This is a genomic window from Microbacterium paraoxydans, from assembly GCF_018224615.1.
GTDB classification, from domain to species: Bacteria; Actinomycetota; Actinomycetes; order Actinomycetales; family Microbacteriaceae; genus Microbacterium; species Microbacterium paraoxydans_B.
The window spans coordinates 612,773-632,171 of record NZ_JAGTUK010000002.1; the positions used below are offsets into that span (position 1 = coordinate 612,773).

The window sequence follows — 19,399 nt, forward strand, 5'->3', positions numbered from 1 at the left end:
CATCATCATCCAGAACATGCGCGACAACCTAACATTTCACACTGGTGGGAATGAAAGACGGTACGTCGAGCGTGAGGCAACTGCCGTGGCGTTAGAGGATGACGGTGGAGCGGCCGTGCACGATGACCCGGTCCTCCGCATGCCACTGCACCGCACGGGCCAGCACGAGGCGCTCGACATCGGCACCGCGGCTCTGCAGTTCGGCCGCCGACTCGGAGTGGGTGACGCGCGTGACGTCCTGCTCGATGATCGGGCCCTCGTCGAGGTCGGCCGTGGCGTAGTGCGCGGTCGCGCCGATCAGCTTCACGCCGCGCTCCTTGGCGCGCGCGTACGGGTTCGCGCCGATGAACGCGGGCAGGAACGAGTGGTGGATGTTGATCACGGGGGCGCCGAGCCGCGTGATGAAGTCGTCCGTGAGGATCTGCATGTACCGGGCGAGCACGACCAGGTCGACGTTGCCCTGCAGCAGCTCCAGCTGCCGCTCCTCCATGGCCTGCTTGTCGCCGGAGGGGATGTGCACGAACGGCACGCCGAACGAGCGCACGGCCTCGGCGAGGTCGGGGTGGTTCGACACGACCATGGTGATGTCGATGTCGAGCTGCCCGCGCTGCGTGCGCCACAGCAGCTCCATGAGGCAGTGGTCGTACTTGGAGACGAAGATCGCGACCCGCTTGCGCCGCGACACGTCATGCAGCGACCACTCCATGCCGAAGCGCTCGGCGACCTCGGCGATGTCGGCCTCGAGCGCGGGGCGGGCGGCGGCGAGGCCGGGGAGGTGGATGACGGTGCGCTGGAAGAAGCGTCCGCCCTCGGAGTCCGTGGAGTGCTGGTCGAGCGAGATGATGTTCGCGCCGTGCCGCGCGAGCACGCCGGCGACCGCGGCGACGATGCCGGGCTGGTCGTCGCAGGCGATCAGCAGGCGGGCGGTATCGGGCTGGCTCATGGGGGCTCCTCCAGGGTGTGCATCGATTCTGCCGTGTCGCGCGGGCGGGGAGCGAATCGCGCGGGCCGTCGCTACCCTGAGAGCGTGGACGCGAGCGACGTCGGCCTGGTGCTGATCCCCCTGCTGGCGGTCGCCGCCCCTCTCCTCGCGCGAGGGGTGCGGCCGCTCGTGCGCGTGCCGATCATCGTGTTCGAGCTCGTGCTGGGCATCCTCGCCGGTCCCGCGGTGCTGGGCTGGGTCGAGCCGGGGCCGCTGCTGGAGAAGCTGAGCGACTTCGGGCTGGCGGTGCTGTTCTTCGTCGCCGGGTCCGAGATCGACTTCCGCTCCGTCGCCGGGAAGCCGCTCGCCCGTGCCTCGCTCGGCTGGCTGCTCAGCGTGCTGCTGGGCATCGGTCTCGGCTTCTTCTTCGCTCCAGGGGAGGGCATGGTCGTGGTCGGGATCGCGCTGAGCTCGACCGCGCTCGGCACGCTCATGCCGATCCTGCGCGACGCGAAGGAGCTGGACACCGCGTTCGGCCGCGCGATCAGCACGATCGGGGCCGTCGGCGAGTTCCTGCCCCTGATCGCGATCTCGATCTTCCTCAGCACCAGGACCACGCCGCTCGCGACCGCGGTGCTGCTGACCTTCGTGGTGCTGGCCGGGCTCGCCGTGCTCGTGGCGCACCGGGTGCCGCACGGCCGCCTGCACGGCATCGTGCGGGCGACGCTGCACACCTCCGATCAGTTCGGCGTGCGGTTCGTGATCCTGCTGATCGCGGCGCTCGTCGGTCTCAGCGTCATGCTCGATCTCGACATGCTGCTGGGTGCCTTCGTCGCCGGGGCGATCTGGCGGATCATCATGGCCCGCGCGCCGAAGAAGGATGCGGAGGAGGTGGAGAGCAAGATCGAGGCGATCGCGTTCGGATTCCTCGTACCCATCTTCTTCCTCTACACCGGCGTCACGTTCGACCTCGACGCGCTGCGGTCCTCGCCGGCCGCGCTGGCACTGGTGCCCGTGTTCCTGATCGCGCTGCTGGTGATCCGGGGGACCGCGGCGCAGCTGTCCGCGCCCGCGGGCGCCACCGTGCGCGACCGCGCCGCCCTCGGCCTGCTCGCGGCGACCGGACTGCCCATCATCGTCGCCGTCACCGCGATCGGCGTGGACCAGGACATGCTCGACACCGGCACGGCGGCCGCGCTCGTCGGTGCCGGAATGCTGTCCGTGCTGCTGTATCCGCTGATCGGCATGACGCTCCGTGGCGACCGCGCCCCGGTGGTCGGGCCCGCACTGGCCGACCGCACCACGCAGGGGGAGCTGTGACCTCCGCCTCCGCGCTGCTGACCGCGGCCGTGGCCGAGCTCGCCGGGGTGCCGCGCGAGGGGCTCGGCGAGGAACGGGAGTCGCGGTGGCGCGGGCGCCGCATCGTGCGCGTGGGCGAGGCGTGGCACCTGGGCGTGCTGCTGCTCACCGACACCCACGCCCTCGCCACGGCCGAGGTGCTGCGGGCCGCCGACCCCGGCCGCCGCGGCTACACCGCCGAGTCCGCGCGGGCACGCGCCGAGCGCCGGGCCGAGGCGCTGCGCGGCGGCTTCCGCGAAGGCGACGTGGTGCACGTGGGGTGGAGCGTGATCGACGTGGACGGCGTGGACGCGGGCGGCTCGTCCGGCCCGCTCGCTCTCCTCGACGGGGTGCCGTCCGTGCGGTGGAGCACCGCGGGTGGCTTCATGCCGCTGGAGTCGTACCTCCGCGAGCGGATCGAGCTGCTGCGCGGCGGCGCCACCGCGTGACCCCCGGGCCGCGGTTCAGGCGAAGGTCTCCGCGAAGCGCCGCAGCAGCGCGGCGCCCTCGGTGACGGAGGCCGCGAGCACCTCCTGCTGCACGGCGTCGAACTGCTCCGGGTCGAAGTAGCCGGTGGTGCGGTAGAAGGTCATCCGGTCGGCGAAGTCGCGCGGCGTCGGTTCCGGGTGGAACTGCGCCGCATACAGGTGCGACCCCACGCGGTAGGCCTGCACGGGGCAGGCGTCGTTCGTGGCCAGCAGCGTCGCGCCGGGGGGAACGGCCGCCGCGCTCTCCTTGTGCGCCGTGAACACCGTGAGCGCGGGACCACTCGGTCCGAACACCGGGTCGGCGTCGCCCTCCGGGGTCGTGCGGATCACGGTCGCGCTGGCGGGCTCCGGCATGCTCGTGACCACCTCGCCGCCGCGCAGCCGGGTGACCACGCCGATGCTGAAGCAGGTGAAGAACGCGGCGACGGTGGCCGCGGTCGCGGCGTGCGCGATCATCTCCAGGTCGGCCTCGACGCGCAGCTGCGTCGGCGTCTTGGCGCGGTCGCTCACGTTGAACGGCGAGCCGCCGATCACGATGCCCCGGTAGTGCTCCAGATGCGCGGGGCTCAGCGGCTCGTGCAGCAGGTCGAGCCGGTCGACCACGTCGACGCCGAGAGCCCGGCGGAAGGAGGCGTGCTCGGCGTCGGCCGCCCCGACCTCGGGACGCACGCAGACATAGAGGAGCGAGGCCATCAGGAGATTCTAACGAGGGGCCGGGTGCCCGGCCGACGCACTCAGCGGGACGAGTTCGCGGTGCGGCCGCGCACGATCCCGACGAACGTCTCGACGTCGGGCGTCGTCCGGTCGCGGCGCCACGCCAGTGCGACCGTGGAGACCGGGCCGTCCGCGAGCACGCGGTGGTCGGCGTCCTTCCGGTGGTGCAGCCGGGCGAGCGACATCGGCACGATCACCACGCCCACCCCGGAGGCCGCGGTGGCGATCGCGTCGCCCGTGGGCAGCGGAGCGAACCGCGCGGCCTCGGTGCCGGGAAGCGCGAGGCCGCCCCACACGTCGTCGCTCAGCGTGATCACGACCTCGCCCTCCAGATCGCCCGGAGCGAGTTCGTCCGCCGCCATCAGGTGGGAGTCCGCAGCGGCCACGACCACCGGGACCTCGTCGTACAGGGGGATCACGTGCAGCGACGCGTCGTCGAGCGGGAGCCGCACGAGCGCGGCGTCGAGGTCGTCCAGGGCCGCACGCTGCGACGCGACCTCGATCGGCACGAGCTCGAGCGGCACCTCGGGACGGCGCTGCTTCCAGCGGTCGATCCAGGTGCCCGGCGTGGCCCCCGGCACCGCGCCCAGCCGGAAGGTGCGCGGCTCCTCCGGCGCGGCGGGCACGGCGTCGAACACGACCGTGCGGTTCGCGGGGGCCGGGGCCTTCTTCGGCGACCCGGAGCGCGGACGCCCGCCCGCGACGGTCCTGTTCCGGCGCGGGGGTGTGCCCTTGCCGGAGCCCTTCGCGGGTCGTCGTCCCTGGTGCGCCATGCCGTCCAGGCTACTCGGCGGGGTGCGCGACCGGAGCCGGTGCCGCCTCGGAGACGGTCGAGGCGAGGCGCTCCGCGCGGTGGCGCTGCGCCCGCCGCACGAGCCCGGCCGCGCCGCCCACGAGCAGCAGCGCCCCCGCGCTCAGCAGCACCACGGTGAGGATCGTGGCGGGCGTCAGGGTGCTGACACCGTCCGCGAGGGCGGCGCGCCGGTCGTCGTCGGCGAGCACCCACAGGGCGGCCCCGGCGATCGCGGCCAGCACGACCCCCCAGATGATGGCGGCCCAGCGGGTGCGCGGGGCGGTGATCGTGTCGGTGCTCATCGCTCGTCCTCCGTGGACTCGTTGACCGTGATGGCGATGACGCCGCTGGTCTGGTGGATGGTGACGGGCTGCACGGTCGACGGGGACCCGGCGCCCGCGGTGATGTCCTCCGACACGGTCCAGTCGCCGCCGTCGCGGGTGAGGGGCCACGTGCCGCTGTCGGTGATGCGTCCGGCCTGCGGGTCGACGCGCAGCCAGCTCACCTCGACGTCGTCGCCGACCGTGCCGCGCAGCTGAAGGCGCACGCCCTCGTCCACGAAGATCTCGGTGCGGCCGGAGCCCTTGTCGATCACGATGGGCCGCGGACCCCCGGCGTGCTCGTGCAGCTGCACGTACAGGTCCCCGAACGGCTGGCGCACCTGCGCGGGCTGGTTGTTGCTGATCGAGGCGTAGCCGAGCGTGGTGCCGGGGACCGCCGCGAAGCCACCGGCGACGAGCCCGCCGACGAGCGTCGCGATCGTCGCGAAGGCCAGGAAGCCACTGCGCCGCCGCAGTGCCCCGGCGACGATCATCGACACCGCCAGCACGAGCGCCGCCGACAGCAGCCCGAGCGCGCCGCCCAGGCCCTCGCCGACGGCGAGCCCTACGCCCGCCCCGACCACGATCGCCAGTCCGAGCGCGGCCATGACCGAGGCGAATCCGGCCCGGGGGTTCGACGCGCGACGCAGGCGCCGGCGCTCGGCGGCCTCGGCGGCGAACACCGCGGCCTCCGCCTGACGCTCGCGCCGCAGCTGCTCCCGCGCGGCGCGTTCGGCATCCTGCTGCTGCCGCCGCCACGCCTGGTCCTGTTCCTTCCAGGCCGCGTGCTGGGCGCGCCATGCGTCGAGCGCGGCGGGGTCCTGTGCACCGGGCGGCAGGGGTGCGGGCGGGGCGGGCGGGAGCACGCCGGTCCCTGCGAGCGGTGCGGTGTCGGCGAGCGGTGCGGTGTCGGCGGGCGATGCGGTGTCCGCGGCGCGGACGGCGGTTTCGGACGGGGACGGCGGTGCGGACATGGCGTCCGCCCCCTCGGCGGGACCCGAACCCGCGAGGGGGGCGGACGCGCCCGGGGCCGCCGGAGCTGCGGAAGCCATCGGCAGGTCCGGCGCGGAAGCGCCCGGGGTGCGGCGCGCGGCACGCACGATCAGGAAGAGCAGTCCGGCCGCGAGCACCAGCCCGACGATCCAGCCGAACAGCGACAGGGCCGACCAGCTCTCGTAGCCGAGCCCGAACAGGCGCCCGGTGAGCGGCGCGGTGGGAAGGAGCCCGATGATCGCCATCGCGAGGATGCCCAGCTGCACCGGCTCGTACCGGCGCTCCAGCAGGTCGCGCAGGTGCACGCGTCCGTCCGCGTCCGGCAGCAGGGCCCAGGCGACGGCGTAGAGGAAGATCACGGGCAGCCCGAAGAGCGCGGCGACCACGAGCACGCCGCGCACGATCAGCGGGTCGATGCGCAGCCGAGCGGCGATGCCGGCCGCCACGCCACCGAGCCACCCCTCGGAGCGCGCGACCCCGAGGCCGGCGACCCAGAGCAGGAAGCGCTCGGCGCCGCGCGGCACGGTGCGGCCGGACGGTGCCGCGCCGTCGACGGCGGCGTCGGGGTCGGCGGGCGGCGGGGGAGCGGTCGGAATCGTCATGTGTCGATCCTGCCGGTGCCGGGAGCCGCGCGGCCATCGGGGGAACCCCTGAGCGGACCCTGGTTCTGGGCCGGGGAAGCCCCCGGGCGGCACGCCGGATGATTGGATGACGGTATGTCCTCTTCGGCGCCCGCCCCCGCGCGTCCCGCCCGGGTGCCCGCGCCGCCCCGGCCGCCCCTGACGCGTGACCGCGACTGCCTCGTGTCCGGCGTGAGCGCGGGGCTCGCCCGCCACCTCGGCGTGCGGGCGTGGCTGGTCAGGGCGCTGTTCCTCGCGCTCACGCTGTGCGGCGGTGCGGGCGTGCTGCTGTACGCGTGGTGCTGGGCCTTCATGCCGTGGACGGAGGGGGAGCACGCGCCCACCCGCCGGGTGCCGGTGGCGTGGCTGCTGCTCGCCCCGGCGGCCGTAGGGGCGCTCGTGATCGTGGCATGGCGCGTGGGGAGCGACGCGCTCGGCGGGTCGATCCCGTCCGCGCTCGCCGCCGTCGTCGTGGGCGGGACGGCGCTGGCGGCGACCGCGGCGGGCCTGTGGGCCACGCTGATCGACCGCACCGATACGGCCCGCGGCCCTCGGCACACGATGTCGGTGCGGATCCTCGCGGCGCTGCTCCTCGGGCTCGTGTCGCTGCTGCTGCTGTCGTGGCCCATCGCCCGCTCCGGCGTCGCGCTGGCGCTGCTGCCGCTGGGCGGTCTGATCGCGGTCGTGGCGTCGGCCCTGATCCCGCGGTGGCGCGAGCTGGCGGGCGAGCGCATCCGCCGCATCAGGGAGGAGCAGCGGAGCGTGATGGCGGCGCACCTGCACGACTCGGTGCTGCAGACGCTCGCGCTCATCCAGAACCGGGCGGGGGCGTCGAGCGAGGCCGCCCGGCTCGCGCGCGCCCAGGAGCGGGAGCTGCGGGCGTGGCTGTACGACGGCGACGCCCCGGCCGACAGCGACCTGCCGACCGATCTGCGCGACTATGCCGCCGCGCTCGAGCTCGACCACGCGGTGCGCATCGAGGTCGTCTCGGCGGGGCTGTCCGCGGAGCGCGCGAGCGGGGAGCTGGCGGCGGCCGCGCGCGAGGCGATGCTGAACGCGGCCCGCCATGCGGGCGGCGAGGTGTCGGTGTACATCGAGGGCAGTGCGCGGGGCGTCGACGTGTACGTGCGCGACCGCGGCGACGGTTTCGACCTCGACGACGTGCCGAGCGATCGCCTGGGCGTGCGCGAGTCGATCATCGGCCGCATGCGCAGAGCCGGAGGGTCGGGCGCGGTGCGCAGCGACGAGGGCGGCACCGAGGTACACCTGCACCTTCCGCCCGCGCCCGCACAGGACAGAGTCCCGATCGGACAGGAGAACCGTGGCTGACAGCATCCGTGTGGTCATCGTGGACGACCACTCGATCTTCCGGTCGGGACTGCGCGCCGACCTCGACGCCAGCGTGACCGTGGTCGGCGAGGCCGCGGACGTGCCGTCGGCCATCGCGGTCATCGCAGACACCCGGCCCGACGTCGTGCTCCTCGACGTGCACCTTCCGGGCGGCGAGGGAGACGACGCCAGCGGGGGAGAGGCGGTCATCCGCGGATCGCAGCCGTCGAACGCCCGGTTCCTCGCGCTGAGCGTGTCGGACGCCGCGGCGGATGTGGTGCGCGTGATCCGCGCCGGCGCCCGCGGGTACATCACGAAGGGCTCGTCGGGCGGCGAGGTCAGCCGGGCCGTGCACGCGGTGGCCGAGGGCGATGCGGTGTTCTCGCCGCGGCTCGCCGGGTTCGTGCTCGACGCGTTCGGGGCGGTCGCCGGGGAGACGGCCACCGCGACCGATGAACTCGATCGGCTGTCGGCGCGCGAGCAGGAGGTCATGCGCCTGATCGCGCGCGGCTACGCCTACAAGGAGGTCGCCGCCGAGCTGTTCATCTCGATCAAGACCGTCGAGACCCATGTGTCGTCGGTGCTGCGCAAGCTGCAGCTGTCGTCGCGCCACGAGCTGACCGCGTGGGCCTCGGAACGCCGCCTGCTCTGATCACAGGAAGCGGTGCCATACTGCCAGTGCGCATCCGTGTCCGATCGGCGTCCGGATGCGCCTCCGGTGCGGGACGGAGAAGGGGCGGGCCACCGATCCGTGGGATCGGCAGCGAACTGGGGGTCATCGGAGTATGCGTTTCTCGAGTCACGGAAACCGAGCCGTGCGACGGCTCGCCGGGGTGCTGGTGATGCTGGGCGTGCTGGGCGTTGTCGCACCGGCGTGCGCGCCGAGCGCGGCGGACGGAGCGACACGGCAGGCCGGGGGGACGCAGGAGAAGCCGTTCACGATCGTCGTGCTGCCCGACACGCAGATGTACACCGTCTCGGACGAGCTCGCGCAGAGTCTCGCGGCGCAGACGCAGTGGATCGTCGACTCGCGCAAGAAGCTCAACACGAAGTTCGTGATCCAGGTGGGCGACCTCGTCGACTCCTGGCCCGACGTGCACCAGTGGGAGCGCGCGAGCGCGGGCATGAAGATCCTCGACGACGCGGGCGTGCCGAACTCGGTGCTCCCGGGCAACCACGACCTCGACGTCACCACGGGGGAGTCGAGCACCTACGACACGTACTTCCCGCCCACCCGGTACTCGAAGGCGTCGTGGAACAGCGCCACGGTGTCGTACGGCGGGTACCTCGGCGAGAACCAGTTCGGTAAGGACGGCATCGACCGGAAGAATAAGGACAACTACAGCCTCTTGACCGTGGGCGACACGAAGCTCCTGCTGCTGAGCCTGGAGTACGAGACGCCGAGATACGCGCTCGAGTGGGCGCAGCGCGTGATCGACGCCCACCCCGACCGGAGGGTGATCCTCGCCGTGCACGGGCTCATCACCACGGGGGGCGCGAGGTCCACCGCCACCGAGCGCACCGACGTGACCCCCGTGACCGAGGTCGACCTGTGGCGGGACTTCATCTCGGAGAACTGCTCCATCGCGATGGTCGTCAACGGCCACTGGGCTCTGGGCGACAAGGGTGAGGCGCGGCGGGCCGACGTCAACGCGTGCGGGCAGCCCGTGCCGCAGATCCTGTCGAACTACCAGGGCCGCGCCAACGGCGGAGACGGGTGGCTGCGGTACTACACGTTCGATCCGGCGGCGGGCACGGTCGACGCGCGGACGTACTCGCCGACGCTGCAGCAGGAGGAGAAGGACGACGACGGGCACTTCACGCTCCCCGTCGACCTCTCCCCGTCGCACGACAGGGTGCTGCTGCGCGGGGGCTCCGACTGGAAGGTGTGGAACGCGCAGGGCCCGTGGCCGTCCGGGTGGACGAAGACCGGGTTCGATGACGGCGAGTGGCCGTCCGGGCAGGCCCCGCTGGGGTGGGGCAAGGGCGTCGAGACGACCGTCGACCTCGGTGCGACGGATCCGGCGAACCGCGCGCGGGCGATGCTGTTCCGTCAGACCGTCGACCTGAAGGACGTCGACGAGCTGTCGGCGGTGACCGTCACCACCCGGGCCGATGACGGCGTCGCCGTGTGGATCAACGGCACGCTGATCGGCACCTCGCATCTCGCGTCGAAGAAGCCGACCAGCGAGACGTTCGCGGACGTGGGCCGCTCGACCGACAACGCGACGAACGACCCGATCACGTTCACGGTGCCGAAGGGCGTGCTGCGCGACGGCGAAAACGTGATCGCCGCCTCCGCCCATGTGAACTATCTCGGCACGAAGAGCAGCACGTTCGATCTGGTCATGACGGGCAGCCCCGCCGCAGGCGATCGCGACTGACGGTCAGGCGGCCAGCCAGAGGCCCTTCTGGTCGGTGGCGACCGTGAGCCCTGCGGCGACGGTCTCGTCGTCTCCGATGCGTGCGCCCGGCACGATGCGTGCGCCAGGGCCGATGTCGGTGCGGACGCCCACGTGCGCGTGATCTCCCACGGCGGCGCCCGGTCCGACGTGCGCGTGCGCGTCGATGTACGCGCCCTCGCCGATCACGGCGTCTTCGTCGATCCACGCTCCGCGCGCGATGATGGCTCCCGCCCCGACGCGCGCGCCGGGTTCGATGTAGGCGCCCGCCTCGATGTGTGCCTTGGGGTGCACCTTCGCGCCGTGCGCGACGAGGCCACGGCCGTTCGCGTGCTTGCGGTACCGCAGCGTCGCGCCCTGGTCGTTCTCGATGTCGACGTAGTTCTTGCCCACGATTCCTCCCGTGTTCCGGAGTTCTCCGGATATATCAACAACCACGGGGTGCCCTGATTCATTCCCTCGGATGGATGTGCGTCAGCGCTGACAGCGCGGGCACCAGAACGTGATCCGCTCCCTCGTCGGATCGGCACCCTGCTCGCCTCGCTGGATGAGGGTGCCGCAGCGGCGGCACGGACGACCCGCCCGGCCGTACACCCACGTGGACTGCCCCGGCCGGTCGATGCCGGTGAAGGTGCGGTTGCGGCGGTCGCGGTTCGCCCGGATGGTGCGCACGCCCAGGTCGATCAGCGCCGCGACGTCGACCTCCGGGGTCGGCGTGGTCGGGAGGATTCCGCGCAGGAACAGGAGCTCGGCGGCGTACTCGTTACCGAAGCCCGCGACGTTGCGCTGATCGAGCAGGGCCACGTGGATGCTGCGCGCGTCGGTTCCGAGTCGCCGCACCGCCTCGGCCGCATCCCAGTCCGGAGCGAGCGGGTCGGGCCCCAGATAGCCGACCAGCTCGCCCTCGTCGCGCGTGGGAACCACCTCGACCTCCGCGATGTCGACCCCCACCGCCTCGCGCTCCGCCGTGCCGACGATCGCGCGCACCTTGAAGGCCGGATGCCGCCACTTCTCGCCCGGGCGGTACACGAACCACGCGCCGTCCATGCGCAGATGGGAATGCAGCGTGCTGTCCCCGATGCGCAGCAGCAGGTGCTTGCCCCGAGGCACGGCCGCGTGCACCCGCTGGCCCGTCAGGTCGAGCGTCGCGAAGCGCGGCACGCGCAGATCGAAGCGCGTCACCTCGGCACCCGCCAGTGCCTCGTCGAGGCGTCGCGCGGTGCGGAAGACGGTATCGCCCTCGGGCATCAGGAGCCCCGCGGTCCGGGGGTCTGCGGCATGCCGGGGACGCCTGCGGGGGCGGGAGCCGACGGGCGGCGGGCGAGCATGTCGCGCGCGAGCACCGTACTGCCCGCGACGGCGGCCGGCATGACCGCGACGGCTCCGCCCGGGATCAGGAAGCACAACTGCGTGGCGACGCCGAACCCGAGCACGCGCGCCCGGCTGCCCGCGAACAGGGCGGCGCGGTCGGCGGGGCTCAGGTCGCGGGCATCGAACGCCCGGCCGGTGAGCTCGCGGGCCAGCAGCCGCCCGGTGAGGACGACCCCGGTGACCGGGGCCACGAACCCGCCCACTGCGGGGATCAGGCCCAGCAGCAGCACGAGCAGGGCGATCAGGATGCCGAGCACCACCAGCCGGAGTCCCTCGCCCACGGTGGTCCAGAAGCTGCCGCCGTCGGACGGCGGCGGGTCGCCCAGGTCGACCTCCACCGCGTGCCACACGCGCTGGTAGAACGGGTCGCCGATCGTGAGGGTGAGCGCGCTGAACACCGAGCTCGCGAGCGCGAGTGCCGCCGCCACGACCACCAGACCCACCACGGTGCGCAGCAGCCCGCGCCACGGTTCGTCCCACCGGTCGGCGAACGGGGTGAGCCACGACGAGATCGACGGTGTTCCGATCACGAGCGGCACGATCGCCGCCGCCAGGATCAGCACGGCGATCACCGCGGGGACCAGCCCGAGCGCCATCAGGCCGGGCCGCGTGCGCCACAGACCGAAGCCGCGCAGCAGGGTGCGGACGCCGATGCTGAACTCTCGGATCATGGCTCCAGGGTAGAGGCGCTCATACGACCTTGCGGAGCGTGAACCCCCGCGGCGTCTGCACGAACCCGGCCTCCTGCAGCGCGACGGCGAGTTCCGTGCCGTACACCCCCTCGCCGTTCACCTTCTCGACCGTCAGGGTGTCGAGCCGTCGCGTGCGCGCTGTCGCCGCGAGGTCGGCCGTCGCCGCGCGCAGCACCTCGGGGTCGTCCGTGAAGCACAGCACCGTGCGGCCGCCGCGCTCCAACGACAGCACGAGCGCGCCGTCGACCAGCACCACGAGGCCACCCGCCTTGCGGCCGGGACGGTGCGACACCCCGTCGAGCTTCGGCCACGCGAGCGCGGCACCGTAGGGGTTCGCGGGGTCGGTGGCGGCCAGGGTCACGGCCGTGCGCGGCGGCGGGTCTGCGAGTCCCGCGTAGGTGCGCAACCGGTCGACCGTGGCCGATGCCGCGAACTGCGCGGCGCCCAGCTTCTCGATCACGTAGCCGCGACGGCAGTGCCCCGCCTCTTCGAACCCCGCGAGCACGCGGTACGCTTGCGCGAACCCGCCCGGCACGCCCTCGGCCTGCACGGCGCCCCTGGTCACGACGCCGTAGCGGTCGAGCAGCAGTCCTGCCGAGACGGTCGCCCGCCGCGCCGGATCGGTCTCGATTGCGGGCAGCAGGGACCATCGACCGCCGATCGACGTCGGTCGCGGCGCCGTGCGGGTGAGCGACATGCCGCGGTAGGTGCGCGCGCGGGGGGCGCGCCGCTTCACCTTGTGGGCCTGGGAGCCGCCCGCCAGCAGGGAGCGGATCGGGGCGAAGGTGTCGTTCGTCACACGGCCCGACCAGGTGAGGGCCCACAGCGCCTCCAGCACGGACTGCTCGTTCTCGGCGGCGGTCATGTCCTTCAGCTGCGACGCGAAGTACGCCCCGCCCGCGGAGAGCGCGGAGAGCAGTCGCGCCTCCAGCGAGTCGGCGGCGATCTCGGCGTCGGGCTCGGGGAGCGTGAACGGCGCGAGGTCGGCGGGGTGCAGCGACACCCACCCGTCGCGGCCGGGGAGAGTGCCGTGGCCCGACCAGATCACTTCGCCCGCGGCCGTGAGCTCGTCGAGCATCGCGGGGGAGTAGTCGCGCACGCGGGAGGGCAGCACGAGCGACTCCCACGCGCTCGCGGGCACCGGCACCCCGGCGAACTGCTCGATCACGGTGAGCACGCCGTCGATGCCCTCCAGGGGTCGCCCCACGTGCTGCCAGTCGGGGAGGAAGCGCGCATACGCCTCGGGAGACACCGGTTCCACGGAGCCGCGGATCGCGGCGAGCGACCGCATGCGCAACCGTCGCAGCACTTCGGCGTCGCACCACTCCAGGTCGTCGGCACTCCCGGCGGCGGTGGGGAGGAAGTAGCCGCTGGTGAGTCGTCCCGCGGTCTCCAGGCGCTGCAGGGTGTGCCGGGCGACCGCGGTGCCGATGCCGAACCGTGCCGCGACGTCGGCGGTGGGGAAGGGCCCGTGCGTGCGGGCGTATCTGGCCACCAGGTCGCCCAGCGGATCGTCGACCGGTTCGAGGAAGGCGACCGGGATGCCCGTGGGCAAGGCGGCGCCGAGCGCGTCGCGCAGCCGGCCCGCATCCTCGATCGCCGCCACCCTGGCCACGCCGGCGACCGTGACCGGGATCGCGCGGCGCGCCGTGATGAGGTCGTCGAGCAGCTCCGCGGACGTGGCACCGTTCGTCGAATCGGGGTCGAGCCGCGCGGCCACCTCGTCCGCATCGAGCGGGCCGAGCAGGCGCAGCAGATCAGCCACCCCCTCGAGTCCGCGCACGTGTCGCTCCGGGTCGAGCCGCTGCGCCTCGCGCTCGAACTGCGCGATCACGTCGGGGTCGAGCAGTTCGCGCAGCTCGACCGTGCCCAGCAGTTCGCCCAGCAGCGCGGGGTCGACCGAGAGGGCGGCCGCCCGGCGCTCGGCCAGCGGGGAGTCGCCCTCGTACATGAACGCGCCGACGTAGCCGAACAGCAGGTCGCGCGCGAAGGGCGACGGCTGCCCCGGCTGCGTCTCCACCAGGCGGATGCGGCGGTCGGCGATGCTGGTCGCCAGGCGGCGCAGGGACGGCAGGTCGTAGACGTCCTGCAGCACTTCGCGCAGCGTCTCCAGGATCACCGGGAACGTGGGGTGCCGTCGCGCGACCTCGAGCAGCAGCGCGGACCTCTGCCGCTGCTGCCACAGGGGCGTGCGGCGGTTCGGGTTCGTGCGGGGCATGAGCAGGGCGCGCGCCGCGCACTCGCGGAAGCGGGAGGCGAACAGGGCCGAGCCGCCCACCTCCTGCGTGACCAGCTGCTCCAGCTCGTCGGGATCGAACACGAACAGTTCGGCACCCGGTGGTTCCGCCTCCGCGTCGGGGATGCGCACGATGATGCCGTCGTCGCTCGCGACCGCCGACCCCTCCACGCCGAGTCGCTCCCGCACTCGCGCGTTGATCGCCAGCGCCCACGGCGCGTGCACCTTCATGCCGTAGGGGGAATGCAGGATGACCCGCCAGTCGCCGACCTCGTCGTGGCCGCGCTCGACGGTGAGCGTGCGGTCCGTGGGCAGGGTTCCGGTGGCTTCGCGCTGCTCGGTCAGATGCGCCATCAGGTTCGCTCGCGCCTGCTCGTCCAGCCCGGCGTCGATCAGCCGCTGCTGTGCCTTCTCGGGCGACGCGGACGACACCTCCCGCGAGAACGCGCCCAGCGCCTCGCCGAGCTCGAACGGCCGCCCGATGCCGTCGCCGTGCCAGAAGGGCACCTTGCCGGGCTGACCGTACGCGGGGATCACGTTCACCCGGTCGTGCGTGATCTCGGCGATGCGCCAACTCGTGGTGCCGAGCGTGAACACGTCGCCCACGCGCGACTCGTACACCATCTCCTCGTCGAGCTCGCCGACGCGGGCGCCCGTCGACTCGCCGGCCACGAACACGCCGAAGAGCCCGCGGTCGGGGATGGTGCCCCCGCTGGTGACGGCGATGCGCTGCGCCCCCGGCCGTCCGGTCAGCGTCCCGGCGTCGCGGTCCCACACGAGTCGCGGCCGCAGCTCGGCGAACTCGTCGGACGGAAAACGACCGGCGAGGAGGTCGAGCGTGGCCTCGTACGCCGACCGCGGCAGCGACTGGAACGGTGCCGACCGCCGGACGGTCTCGAACCACTCCTCCACGCTGATCGCGCCGAGGGCGCTCGCGGCGACGGTCTGCTGCGCCAGGATGTCGAGCGGATTCCGCGGCACCTGAATGGCCTCGATCTTGCCCGCGAGCATGCGCTCCGTGACGATCGCGGTGTGCAGCACGTCGCCGCGGTGCTTGGGGAACAGCGCGGCGCGGCTGATCTCGCCCACCTGGTGCCCGGCCCGCCCCACGCGCTGCAGCCCCGACGCGGCCGAGGGCGGGGCCTCGACCTGGATCACGAGATCGACCGCACCCATGTCGATGCCGAGTTCGAGGCTGCTGGTCGCGACCACGCAGCGCAGCAGGCCCGACTTCAGCTCCTCCTCGACCTGTGCGCGCTGCTCCTTCGAGACGGAGCCGTGGTGCGCCTTCGCGAGCACGGGGTCGGCTCCCGCGGTGGAGCCCGCCTGCGCCATCATCGCGGCGGGGACGGTCGCCTCGGGCAGCGCGAGCCCGAGCCGCTCGGCGTAGATCTCGTTCAGCCGCCCGGTCAGGCGCTCGGCGAGCCGCCGGGAGTTCGCGAACACGATCGTGGAGTTGTTCTGCAGGATGCGGTCGACGATCGCCTCCTCGACGTGCGGCCAGACCGAACCGGTGACCTCCGTGTACTCCGCGTCCGCGCCCGGGGCCTCGGGCGGCGCTCCGGGGGGCGGGGGCGGGTTGGTCATGTCGTCCATCGGCACGACCACGCCCAGCTCGAACGTCTTCGAGGCGGGCGGCGCCACGATCTCGACCGGGTCGGCACCGCCGAGGAAGCGCGCGACCTCGTCGATGGGCCGCACCGTGGCCGACAGGCCGATCCGCTGCGCGGGCCGCTCGGCGCCGTGCGAGGCCCGCAGTGCGTCGAGACGCTCGAGGCTCACGGCCAGGTGCGCACCCCGCTTGGTGGCCGCGACCGCGTGCACCTCGTCGATGATGACCGTGTGCACGTCGCGCAGTGTCTCGCCCGCGCGACTCGTGAGCATGAGGTACAGCGACTCGGGCGTCGTGATGAGGATGTCGGGCGGGTCGGAGACGAGCTTCCGCCGGTCGCTCGACGTGGTGTCGCCCGACCGCACGCCGACCGTGATGCCCGGGGCCGCGAGGCCAAGGCGGCGCGCCGACTGACCGATCCCGATGAGCGGAGAGCGGAGGTTGCGCTCGACGTCGACGCCCAGGGCCTTCAGCGGCGAGATGTACAGGATGCGCGTGCGCGCCGCTCCCGGCTCCGTCGCCCCCTCCGCGCGCTCGCGGAACACGCTGTCGATCGCCCAGAGGAAGGCCGAGAGCGTCTTGCCCGACCCGGTCGGCGCCACCACGAGAGCGTGCTTGCCCGCCGAGATGGCGTCCCATGCTCCGGCCTGTGCCGGGGTAGGCGCGGTGAAGGCACCACGGAACCAGTCCTGGGTGGCGGGCGTGAAGCGCTCGAGCACATCGCTCATCCCTCCATCTTCGCGGAGGCGTCCGACATCGGGGCCGCGCGCGGCGCGACTCGACCGGGAGCCGTCATCTGGCGTGTTACATTCTCCCTCGCGCCGCGCGCGCACCGATCCCTGCGGGCGGCCTCGTCTCGGCGAGGCGGTGCCGGCGGCGAGCGCCCACCGACTCAGGAGCCGACCCATGAACGCGATCATCGTGCTGCTCGCCGGAGCGACAGCCCTCAACCTCTTCGCCCTGCTCCTCGTGGTCCTGCGGGCGCCCCTCTATCGCGTGCGGCTGTATCGCCCCATGGTCGTGAACATCGGGCTCTCGCTCGCGCCGGCGGTCGCGCTCGCCGTGCTCGCGATGGTGTGCGCGGTGATCGTCGCGGTCGGCGTCCCGCCGCTGGTGCTCTGGGTCGCGATCGGTGCCGGTGGTGCGGTGTGGCTGCTGCTGCTCCCGAACTCCGCGTACTTGATCACGGAGCTGAACTTCTCCCACCGGCGCGACGGCGATCCGGTGCCGCTGTGGTTCGACATCGTCGCCACGCTGGCGCTCGCGCTGTCGGGCGTGGTCAACGCCCTGCTGAACGTGCTGGTCGCGCAGCTCGCCTACGTGGCCCTGCGGAACCCGAACGCGGTGCACCCGTTCGCGCGCGCGGACTCGTGGCCCGTGGTCGGGGCGATCCTGGCGCTGGTGTCGTTCGGGGTGTATCTCGGTCGTCACATCCGCTTCAACAGTTGGGACCTGGTGCGGCCGACGCGGTTCGCGCGCACGCTGGTGGCGCACTTCGCCGCGCCGGGGCGCGTCGTCGAGGCGCTCGGCTTCTGCCTCCTGCACGCGGTGCTGCTGGCCATCCTCTACGTCCTGCTCGTGGGGCCGATGGCCATGCTGCTGTAGTCCCGGCACCGCGCCCGGCGGGGCGCGGTGCCGGGTGCGGGGCTAGACCTCGCGGAGGGCGCCCTCACGATCGATCTCGAGCGTGAGATCGAGGTCGAGGCGTTCCAAAAACGCGTCGTCGTGACTCACGATCAGCACCGCCCCGCGGTAGGCCCGCAGCGCGTCGACCAGCTGATCGACGGTGTCCAGGTCGAGGTTGTTGGTCGGCTCGTCGAGCACCACGAGCTGAGGTGCCGGGTCGGCCAGCAGCAGCCCCGCGAGCGCGGCGCGGAAGCGCTCGCCGCCGGACAGCGATGCCACCGGCCGCTCGACGGCGGCCCCGCGGAGGAGGAACCGGGCCAGGCGGTTGCGGAGCTCCTTCTCCGGCACGTGCGGCGCGCGCCGGGCGATGTTGGCGAACACGGACGCGCTCTCGTCGAGGCCGTCGACGCGCTGCGGCAGGTAGCCGATCCGATCGGTGAACGCCGTGGCCCGCAGCACCGGGCGGTCGGGGTCCGGGGCCGGGGACGCGGCGTCTGTGCCCGACGTCGCCGCGGGGGCATCGGAGGCGGCGCTCGCGACGAGCCGTTCCAGCAGCGTCGTCTTGCCGGCGCCGTTGCGTCCGATCAGCCCGACCCGTTCCGGGCCCTGCATGACCCACGAGCGTTCGCCGTCGGTCAGTTCGGCGAGGCGCCGCGACCGCGACACGTCCGGATCGGGCAGCTCGATCTTCATCGAGTCGTCCGAGCGGACGCGGCGCCCGGCCTCGTCGTGCGCGGCGCGGGCGGATTCCTCCTTGGCGCCGACCTCCGTGCGCAGCTTGCCCGCGGAGACCTCGGCGGCCATCTTCCGGCCGTGGGCGATGATCTTCGGCACGCGCTTCTCGAGTTCGGCCTTGCGGGCGGTGCGCGCCCGGTGGGCGAGCTTGACCTCGGCCTCGATGCGCTGCCGTTTCTCCTTGCGCAGGGCCTGTGCGGCGGCGACCTCGGCCTGCTTCGCGGCGTCCTGCTCGGTGTCGAGCCAGGCGCGCCACGCGGAGTAGGGCCCGCCGAACACGCTCAGGGTCTGCCCGTAGAGCTCGGCGGTGTCGTCCATGAGTTCGAGCAGGGCGAGGTCGTGACTGACCACGATGAGCGTGCCCTTCCAGGCCCGCACCATCGCCCCCAGTGTGGCGCGCGCGTCCCGGTCGAGGTTGTTGGTCGGCTCGTCCAGCAGCGTGATCGGGGCGCGCCGCAGCCGGATCCCGGCGATCGCGACGAGCACGGCCTCACCTCCGGACAGTTCGCCGACCGTGCGGTCGAGGAGCTCGGGGGCGAGCCCCGCCTCGGCGAGGGAGGCTTCGGCGCGTGCCTCGATGTCCCAGTCGTCTCCGACTGCGTCGAAGTGGGCGGGGTCGACGTCGCCCGCGGCGATCGCACGGACCGCATCGAGGGCGCGCGAGACGCCGAGCAGGTCCGCCACCCGGCGGTTCACGTCGAGCGTGAGCTGCTGCGGGAGGAAGGCCACCTCGCCGGACGCGGAGATGACGCCGCTCGTGGGTTCGAGCTCTCCGGCGATCAGCCGCAGCAGCGTGGACTTGCCGGCGCCGTTGCGCCCGACGAGGCCGGTGCGTCCGGAGCCGAACGCGCCGGAGACGCCGTCGAGCGCGGTCGTGCCGTCCGGCCAGGTGTAGGTGACCCGGTCGAGCACGACCGAGGGGTGAACAGTGGTGGGTTGTGACACGGGGTGTCTCCTGTCGAGTGCGGGGTGCACTGACGCCGAGGCCCGGGGGCGCGAACGGGTCGCAGCCGGAGGCGGGGGTCTGCCGTGGAGTCGGCGATCGTCGGGTCAGCGCGCGGATAGAGGAGCGCGGAGGCGACGATTCAGATCAAAGGACTTCCAGACACGGCGGACAGGACGCCACGACGATACCCGGGCGTGTCGGCGTTCGCAACTCCCGGGCGTGTCGCGGGCGTCGTCCGTCGCGCGGGGGATGCCTGGGCGGG

Annotated in this window: 16 protein-coding genes; 6 read left to right on the forward strand and 10 right to left on the reverse strand. The window is 73.1% G+C overall.

Features of this window, described 5'->3' with window-relative positions; all coding sequences use genetic code 11:
* Positions 1 to 91 precede the first annotated feature (91 nt).
* Positions 92 to 943 carry a formyltetrahydrofolate deformylase gene (gene purU, locus KE274_RS08635; protein WP_211542819.1) on the reverse strand — a complete coding sequence of 284 codons (852 nt, stop codon included), beginning with the start codon at positions 941 to 943 and terminating at the stop codon, positions 92 to 94.
* Between the two features lie 84 nt (positions 944 to 1,027).
* On the opposite strand from purU, the gene KE274_RS08640 reads away from it, so the two are divergent.
* Both KE274_RS08640 and KE274_RS08645 read left to right on the forward strand, forming a co-directional pair.
* Entirely contained in the window at positions 1,028 to 2,242 is a 1,215-nt protein-coding gene (locus tag KE274_RS08640; protein WP_211542821.1) for a cation:proton antiporter, read from the forward strand.
* A complete protein-coding gene (locus KE274_RS08645) occupies positions 2,239 to 2,709 on the forward strand; it encodes a glutaminase (RefSeq protein ID WP_211542823.1) in 471 nt (156 codons plus the stop codon). Before KE274_RS08640 ends, KE274_RS08645 begins: the two co-directional genes overlap by 4 nt.
* 15 nt (positions 2,710 to 2,724) lie before the next feature.
* Here KE274_RS08645 and KE274_RS08650 read toward each other — a convergent pair whose 3' ends face one another.
* The 4 genes from KE274_RS08650 to KE274_RS08665 are packed head-to-tail and all read right to left on the reverse strand — an operon-like array spanning position 2,725 to position 6,170.
* The gene (locus KE274_RS08650; protein ID WP_211542825.1) at positions 2,725 to 3,441 is read right to left on the reverse strand and encodes a glutamine amidotransferase-related protein; all 717 of its coding nucleotides are present in this window, start codon (positions 3,439 to 3,441) and stop codon (positions 2,725 to 2,727) included.
* A gap of 41 nt (positions 3,442 to 3,482) precedes the next feature.
* Entirely contained in the window at positions 3,483 to 4,235 is a 753-nt protein-coding gene (locus tag KE274_RS08655; protein WP_211542827.1) for a LysR substrate-binding domain-containing protein, read from the reverse strand.
* A gap of 10 nt (positions 4,236 to 4,245) precedes the next feature.
* A complete protein-coding gene (locus KE274_RS08660; RefSeq protein WP_211542829.1) occupies positions 4,246 to 4,557 on the reverse strand; it encodes a hypothetical protein in 312 nt (103 codons plus the stop codon).
* On the reverse strand, positions 4,554 to 6,170 hold the full coding sequence (locus tag KE274_RS08665; RefSeq protein WP_211542831.1) for a PspC domain-containing protein: 1,617 nt from the start codon (positions 6,168 to 6,170) through the stop codon (positions 4,554 to 4,556). Before KE274_RS08665 ends, KE274_RS08660 begins: the two co-directional genes overlap by 4 nt.
* A gap of 114 nt (positions 6,171 to 6,284) precedes the next feature.
* Between KE274_RS08665 and KE274_RS08670 the strand changes: the two genes are divergently transcribed.
* From KE274_RS08670 to KE274_RS08680, 3 genes are all read left to right on the forward strand, one after another.
* Positions 6,285 to 7,517: an ATP-binding protein gene (locus tag KE274_RS08670; RefSeq protein ID WP_211542833.1), complete on the forward strand. Its 1,233-nt coding sequence runs from the start codon at positions 6,285 to 6,287 to the stop codon at positions 7,515 to 7,517.
* Entirely contained in the window at positions 7,510 to 8,169 is a 660-nt protein-coding gene (locus KE274_RS08675) for a LuxR C-terminal-related transcriptional regulator (protein ID WP_211542835.1), read from the forward strand. Before KE274_RS08670 ends, KE274_RS08675 begins: the two co-directional genes overlap by 8 nt.
* A gap of 163 nt (positions 8,170 to 8,332) precedes the next feature.
* Positions 8,333 to 9,901 carry a metallophosphoesterase gene (locus KE274_RS08680; RefSeq protein ID WP_211542837.1) on the forward strand — a complete coding sequence of 523 codons (1,569 nt, stop codon included), beginning with the start codon at positions 8,333 to 8,335 and terminating at the stop codon, positions 9,899 to 9,901.
* 3 nt (positions 9,902 to 9,904) lie between these two features.
* Here KE274_RS08680 and KE274_RS08685 read toward each other — a convergent pair whose 3' ends face one another.
* The 4 genes from KE274_RS08685 to KE274_RS08700 form a co-directional block, all read right to left on the reverse strand.
* Complete coding sequence (locus tag KE274_RS08685; protein ID WP_211542839.1) at positions 9,905 to 10,312, reverse strand: DapH/DapD/GlmU-related protein; 408 nt, start codon at positions 10,310 to 10,312, stop codon at positions 9,905 to 9,907.
* Positions 10,313 to 10,393: 81 nt separating this feature from the next.
* Complete coding sequence (locus KE274_RS08690; RefSeq protein WP_211542841.1) at positions 10,394 to 11,167, reverse strand: Fpg/Nei family DNA glycosylase; 774 nt, start codon at positions 11,165 to 11,167, stop codon at positions 10,394 to 10,396.
* A complete protein-coding gene (locus KE274_RS08695) occupies positions 11,167 to 11,961 on the reverse strand; it encodes an EI24 domain-containing protein (RefSeq protein ID WP_211542843.1) in 795 nt (264 codons plus the stop codon). Before KE274_RS08695 ends, KE274_RS08690 begins: the two co-directional genes overlap by 1 nt.
* Before the next feature lie 19 nt (positions 11,962 to 11,980).
* Positions 11,981 to 16,558 (reverse strand): ATP-dependent helicase, encoded by a 4,578-nt coding sequence (locus KE274_RS08700; RefSeq protein WP_211542845.1) that lies wholly within the window; start codon positions 16,556 to 16,558, stop codon positions 11,981 to 11,983.
* Positions 16,559 to 16,736: 178 nt separating this feature from the next.
* Here KE274_RS08700 and KE274_RS08705 point away from each other — a divergent pair, with 178 nt between their 5' ends.
* A complete protein-coding gene (locus KE274_RS08705) occupies positions 16,737 to 17,435 on the forward strand; it encodes a DUF1361 domain-containing protein (protein WP_211542847.1) in 699 nt (232 codons plus the stop codon).
* Between the two features lie 42 nt (positions 17,436 to 17,477).
* Here the strand turns inward: KE274_RS08705 and KE274_RS08710 are convergent, their stop codons facing one another.
* Positions 17,478 to 19,136 (reverse strand): ABC-F family ATP-binding cassette domain-containing protein, encoded by a 1,659-nt coding sequence (locus KE274_RS08710; protein ID WP_211542849.1) that lies wholly within the window; start codon positions 19,134 to 19,136, stop codon positions 17,478 to 17,480.
* Positions 19,137 to 19,399: the final 263 nt, after the last annotated feature.